Origin of the sequence: Pseudomonas sp. FSL R10-2189, from assembly GCF_009600325.1 — a bacterium.
GTDB classification, from domain to species: domain Bacteria; phylum Pseudomonadota; class Gammaproteobacteria; order Pseudomonadales; family Pseudomonadaceae; genus Aquipseudomonas; species Aquipseudomonas helleri.
The window spans coordinates 1-325 of record NZ_WIVZ01000142.1; the positions used below are offsets into that span (position 1 = coordinate 1).

At 58.5% G+C, this 325-nt stretch carries 1 pseudogene; it reads left to right on the plus strand.

The features are described from left to right. A pseudogene (locus GHO32_RS26275) lies at nt 1-325 on the plus strand (LLM class flavin-dependent oxidoreductase); the annotation flags it as partial.

Genomic DNA, 325 nt, shown 5'->3' on the forward strand with positions numbered 1-325 from the left:
CACAATTGGCCGGTGAGCGCGGTTTGCCGTACGCCTTCGCGTCACATTTCGCACCGCGTTTAATGCATGAAGCGATTCGTGTGTACCGCAATCACTTCAAGCCTTCAGCCGTTCTCGACAAACCCTACGTGATGCTCGGGGTGCCCTTGGTCGCTGCCGATACGGATGAGCACGCCGAGTACCTGGCAACCTCCGTGTACCAGCGAATTCTGGCGCTGATGCGCGGCCAAAGTCTGGTTCAGCGTGCGCCTGTGAAGACCATGGATGGCCTGTGGCTACCCCACGAGAAAGAGGCAGTGATGAGCTTTTTGGGCCTGGCCATGGT